Source organism: Streptomyces sp. NPDC001219, assembly GCF_053597915.1.
Genome location: NZ_JBSFJF010000141.1, coordinates 1 through 5,431 on the forward strand (window position 1 = coordinate 1; position 5,431 = coordinate 5,431).

Sequence of the window (5,431 nt, forward strand, 5' to 3'; positions counted from 1 at the left end):
CCCAGGTCAACAGTAGGACCAAGATTTCCTACATGAACTCTCAACACTGCATGTCATAGCCATCTGCATATCGCAACTAGAGGGAGGATCGACAGACCGGACGATCAAGCTGTGGGACGCGCGCACCCACCTGCTGCGCGGCACACTCATCGGCCACACCCTCGGGGTGTCCTCGCTCGCCTTCAGCCGCGACGGCAGAACCCTGGCCAGCGGCAGTGACGACCGAACCGTGCGGCTGTGGAATCTGCGCACCCAGCGCACCACCGCGATCCTCTCGGGCCCCACGAACTGGGTGAGGTCAGTGGCATTCTCCGCGGACGGCCACACCGTGGCAGCGGCTACCGGCGCGGCAGTCAGCCTGTGGGACGCACGGTCCGGGCACAGGGTGACCGACCTTGTCGGGCACTCTGCCTATGTCATAGCGGTGGCCCTCTCGCACGACGGCCGCACGCTGGCCAGCGCCAGCGGTGACAACACCGTCCGCCTGTGGGATGTGGCCAAGCGGCGGACCACGGCCGTCCTCCGCGGCCACACCGACCCCGTCAACGCCCTTGCCTTCACACCTGACGGACGCACTCTCGCCAGCTCGAGCAACGACCGCACCGTACGGCTCTGGGACGTCGGCACTCGCCGCACTTCCGCCACCCTCACCGGCTTCGATGGAACCGCGGCGCTGGCGTTCTCCCCGGACGGCCGCACCCTGGCCACCGGCGGCGATGACCACGTACGGCTCTGGGATGTGAAGGCCCGCCGCCGTACCGCCGTCATCAGCGCGCACGTCCGCGGGGCGAGCGCGCTTGGTTTCTCCCCGGATGGCCGCACCCTGATCACCGCCGACAGCGCAGACGAGGGAGCGGTGCGGTTGTGGGGCACCCGTTCCCGCCACACAGCTGCCGTCTTCGGCGGTCGCCGGGAGGCGGTGAGCTCGGTTGCCTTCTCCCCCGACGGGCGGGTGATCGCCACCGCCGGCCGCACACTGCGCCTCTGGTCCGCCAAAAACCCACGACCGCTGCGCACCCTCGCCAGCTCCGCCGAGCTCACCTGGCGTCTCGTGTTCTCCCCTGGCGGGCGGACGCTCGCCTCCGTGCAGCGCGACGGCACCGTGCGGCTTTGGGACGTGGCCACTGGCCGCGCGGTGGCCACGTTCAAGGGGCACGCGACTGCGGCCTTCTCGCCGGACGGGAAGACGCTCGCCACGGCGTCCGACGACCGTACGGTGCGGCTGTGGGACATCGCGACCCACCGGACGAAGGGCGTGCTGAGGGGGAAGACCGGGGGGCTGTTGGGCCTCGCTTACTCGCCCGACGGCCGGACGCTGGCTGCCACGTACAACGGCAGCGACTACGGAACCCGCAGCACGGTGCAACTGTGGGACATCGCCAAGCAGCATCCCGTGGCCACCTTCTCCGGCCGTGCCCCCGCTCTGTTCACGATCGCGTTTTCACCAGACGGCAAGACGCTCGCCACCGCAGGAGCGGGCCTCGTGGTGCGCCTGTGGGACGTGGCGTCCCGGCAACCGGTCGGCACCCTGGAGGGCCACTCCAACAACATTGAATCGGTCGCCTTCAGCCCGGACGGGCAGACCCTGGCCAGCGCCAGCTTCGACAACACCGTCCGCCTCTGGGACGTGACCGAGCGGCGGACCACCGCCGTCCTCAGCGGCCACAAAAACTGGCTGGAGTACGTGGGATTCAGCCCAGACGGCAGCAGCATCGTGACCGCAAGCGACGACGGTTCGGCGCGGCTGTGGGACATCGACGCGGGCCGGGCCGCAGCGGACATCTGCGCCCGCAGCCTCACCAACCACTGGAGGGACCTGAAACCGGAGCTGCTAGAGCCATCACTCTGCGCTTGACGGGTATACCGCTGCGCATCTCGCTGCCGGGTGGCGCGACTTCTTCTCCGCCTCGGCCAGGAGTACTTCCTTGAGGAGCTCGGCTGCGGCGCACCTCTGTCCGGGGTGGTGCGCCGCAGTCCGTGGTCGTGACCGGGCCGCACGGCGAACGTAGTGGCAGCAGTGTGCGGGGCGACGTGGCAGGCCCATACCGGTCTGAGCCGTTGGTCGGTGGGCCTGCAGACGGAGTTCGCCCAGCACCACCGCGGCCGCCTGGCGGAGATGCTGCGCGCGTACGGCCGGGCAGCGTGCGGTCGCTACATGCTGATCGGCCAGCCCGAGAGCCTGGTCATCTGCGAACGCGCTTCACCTGCCTTCTGCCGCTGCACCCGGCGCTTGCTCGCCGGGTAGCGACGTTTCCGGGATCTGGCCCGGGTGGTAGGTTCGCCGGTCCTTGGCGATCGGAGACAGCAGCACAGCCTCGCCGTCGGCGTCGGTGTCGATAGCTCTGGCGTCTCCGTCGGAGTAGACCGCCCAGGCCACCACCGGGTCAGCAAACGAGGTTCCCTCGGTCGGGTCCTGCCACTCCGTCATCCAGCCCCCGCCCGGAACGACACCCACGATCCGGCGACGCTCTCGGACTTCCTTGAAGCCCTCGATGCTCTGTGCTCGTCGCAGCTCATTACGCCACAGCACCAATGGCTCGCCGTCGTCGTTCCAGGCATGCACGGGGAGAGACTTATCGGGCCGGCGACCGCAGTCGAAAATGGCTTCGGTGGGCACAGTCGCCGGAATCATGAGTCCTCCATAAGTCGGTGATCTGCCAGCCTCGCAGGTCAGCCTTGTCAGCAGGCGCGGTCAGCCGTGTTCGGCCTGTTTTCGGTTCCTGGTGCTGTCGTAGGGTGTCCGACCCAGGCTTGATGGTTGGACGCGACGTGCAGTTCCTCGCGCAGGCGGCCGCGTAGGACACCGACGCGTGTTCTGCCCTCGACGACCTGCAGCCCGCTGTCTGACGGGGCCAGGAGTCGGCGGTCGATCAGGATCGGCGGGCGCAGCCACGTTCCGTGCTTTTCCCAGTGTCGGCCGATCTCCGGCGGGCGAACCGTGACCCAGTGCGCAGGGTCGGCGCGGAAACGGCCATAGCTGAGGCCGTCGTCGGATACCCCTCCCGCCCCAGCGGGCCGTACCAGGTCTCCCACATCGGCACCGGCTTCCCTGTCTGCGCTCGGGGGTTCGGTGAGGGGCTGGCGGCTTGACGGTGCGGCGGAAGAACTCCCGGTAGCGGCCGGCCTTGTGAGCCAGGACGAGGGGATTCTCGGTGCCATTGTCGACCTCCACGAACATCACCGGCACCCCCTCCGGGGCGGTGAGGGCCGCGTCGGCGCGGGGGCTGTTCCTGCCGGGGGTGGTGAGCGTGCCGGAGACCGGGAGCACCGCCTCCGTCGCCAGGAGCCGATCCGCCCCAGGCCCGCGGTCGTTCCTGGACGGTCTCGGAGACGGTGCCGGTGCATTGCCGACCGGGGCGCCGCAGCGCGGCGTGGGGACGGGCTGGGCTGTCTGCGGGCACGGGACGGTCGGCTCGGGCGGGGTCTGGAGGAAAGCGGCGAGGTGTCGGTGACCTTCACCGCGTGCTTCGCCCCCGAACGCGCGGCACCGCGGGCGGTGCCGCCCATCTCCCGCACCGGCCTATCCAGCACCGCGGCGCGGCCTCCAGCCCGGGGCCGGTCAGGTTCCACAGCTTCTCGGAACCAGGTTGCCGTTGTCGTTGGTGCAGCCGGCCGAGCCGAGCGACTCCACCAGGCCATCGCGGCCGAGGCCGAGACAGCCGTTGCGGACGGTCCGCGCGCCGGCCGTGCCGGGACACATCAGCTGCCGGGTCTGCTCGGCGGTCGCCACCTTCACCACACCCAGCACCGCGAGGACCATCTGCCGCGTCCTGGCCGTCGACCCGTATGGCCGGCGCTTCGTCCCGCCCACTGCCCCACCTCTCTCCCGCGCCGGTCACGCGCCGGTGCGTCCGCTCGGCCATGCGGCCACGAGCCCGGCCCGGAACCCGACACCCACCCTCAACTCACTAACACCTCCCGCTGAGAAGAGAGAGGAAGGAAGGTTGTCGAAGTGCGGGCAGCCCTTGACCAAGGCCTCTGAACTGTGGCTTCAGCCTCTTTCGCCGGAGAGGACGGCGTAGGGGTTGGCAGGGGAAACCAGAGGACGCACAGCAGGAGGCACGCCCGGCAGGCAGTCCTTGGCGTCTTCAACACCAGGGCTTGCCACCGGGCATGCCCGACCAGGAGGAGTGCGGGCGGGTACTCAGGCGGCACGCAGCGGCCGCTTCCTGCGCCCCAGGCCCGCGGCTGGAGTCTGTGGGAATCGCCGGCCTGTGGGAATCGCCGTCCTGCCGGCGCTGTTGCATCGACCGAGGGACCGGCGTCGCACGGTGAGAACAAGGTCATCGCCCGACAGAATCCGGCCCTCGGGATCGCGGTACGCCCGCCGCGCACTCAGACCAGGATGCCTTTCCGCAGGAGGACTTGTTCATGACTGACCGGCCCTTGACGCTCATGGCAGTGCACGCCCACCCCGACGACGAGGCCACCGGAACCGGAGGGGTCCTCGCACGGTACGCGGCGGAGGGCATCCGCACGGTTCTCGTGACCTGTACCGATGGCGGTGGCGGTGACGGGCCCGGGGGCACCAAGCCGGGCGACCCCGAACACGATCCGGCGGCCGTCGCCCTGATGCGCCGTCAAGAACTGGAAGCGAGCTGCGAAGCCCTCAAGATCAGCCACCTGGAAACGCTGGACTACGCCGACTCCGGGATGATGGGCTGGCCGAGCAACGACGCCCCTGGAAGCTTCTGGCAGACGCCCGTGGAGGAAGGCGCCGCCCGACTCGCACAACTCATGCGGCACTACCGGCCCGACGTGGTCGTCACCTATGACGAGAACGGCTTCTACGGCCACCCCGACCACATCCAGGCCCACCGCATCACGATGGCGGCGCTGGAGATGACCACGCTGACACCGAAGGTGTACTGGACGACGATGCCCCGCTCGATGATGCAGCGGTTCGGGGAGATCATGCGTGAGTTCCATGAGGACATGCCGGAGCCTGATCCTGCCGAGGCCGCCGCGATGGCCGAGATCGGCCTCCCCGACGATGAGATCACCACGTGGGTGGACACCACCGCATTCAGCGGTCAGAAGTTCGACGCCCTGGCCGCACACGCCAGTCAGGGCGAGAACATCTTCTTCCTCAAGATGGGCAAGGAGAAGTTCGCCGAGCTGATGGGCACGGAGACCTTCGTACGTGTCCAGGACACCACCGGCGGAACCGTACCCGAGAACGACCTCTTCGCCGGACTGCGCTGACCGGCCGTCCGACCGGGGACCGGGAAAGTCACCAGCCGCACACCACGAACGAGCGCGTCACACACCCGGAGCAGGTCCGCGCGGGTTCGCTCCGGCAGCCCGCGACCACCTGACACCGCACGTGGCCCCCGGCCTAGGCAGTTTCGTTTGGATCAGCTGGTCGTTGGTCTGGGTGTGCCGTTAACAGATGCGCAGTGGGCGCGGATCGAGCCGTTGCTTCCGGACC

5 protein-coding genes are annotated in these 5,431 nt (G+C 69.1%); 2 read left to right on the forward strand and 3 right to left on the reverse strand.

The window, feature by feature from the left end; genetic code table 11:
• Positions 1 to 148 precede the first annotated feature (148 nt).
• Positions 149 to 1,855, forward strand: a complete 1,707-nt coding sequence (locus ACWC9R_RS36740; RefSeq protein WP_450738199.1) for a hypothetical protein — start codon at positions 149 to 151, stop codon at positions 1,853 to 1,855.
• Positions 1,856 to 2,200: 345 nt separating this feature from the next.
• Here ACWC9R_RS36740 and ACWC9R_RS36745 read toward each other — a convergent pair whose 3' ends face one another.
• The 3 genes from ACWC9R_RS36745 to ACWC9R_RS36755 all read right to left on the reverse strand — a co-directional run bounded on the left by ACWC9R_RS36745 (position 2,201) and on the right by ACWC9R_RS36755 (position 3,811).
• Positions 2,201 to 2,632, reverse strand: a complete 432-nt coding sequence (locus ACWC9R_RS36745; protein ID WP_450738192.1) for a hypothetical protein — start codon at positions 2,630 to 2,632, stop codon at positions 2,201 to 2,203.
• Positions 2,633 to 2,692: 60 nt separating this feature from the next.
• Positions 2,693 to 3,268: a replication-relaxation family protein gene (locus ACWC9R_RS36750; protein WP_450738194.1), complete on the reverse strand. Its 576-nt coding sequence runs from the start codon at positions 3,266 to 3,268 to the stop codon at positions 2,693 to 2,695.
• Positions 3,269 to 3,559: 291 nt separating this feature from the next.
• Positions 3,560 to 3,811, reverse strand: a complete 252-nt coding sequence (locus tag ACWC9R_RS36755; RefSeq protein WP_450738195.1) for a hypothetical protein — start codon at positions 3,809 to 3,811, stop codon at positions 3,560 to 3,562.
• 560 nt (positions 3,812 to 4,371) lie between these two features.
• Here ACWC9R_RS36755 and ACWC9R_RS36760 point away from each other — a divergent pair.
• Positions 4,372 to 5,205 (forward strand): PIG-L family deacetylase, encoded by an 834-nt coding sequence (locus tag ACWC9R_RS36760; protein WP_450738197.1) that lies wholly within the window; start codon positions 4,372 to 4,374, stop codon positions 5,203 to 5,205.
• Positions 5,206 to 5,431: the final 226 nt, after the last annotated feature.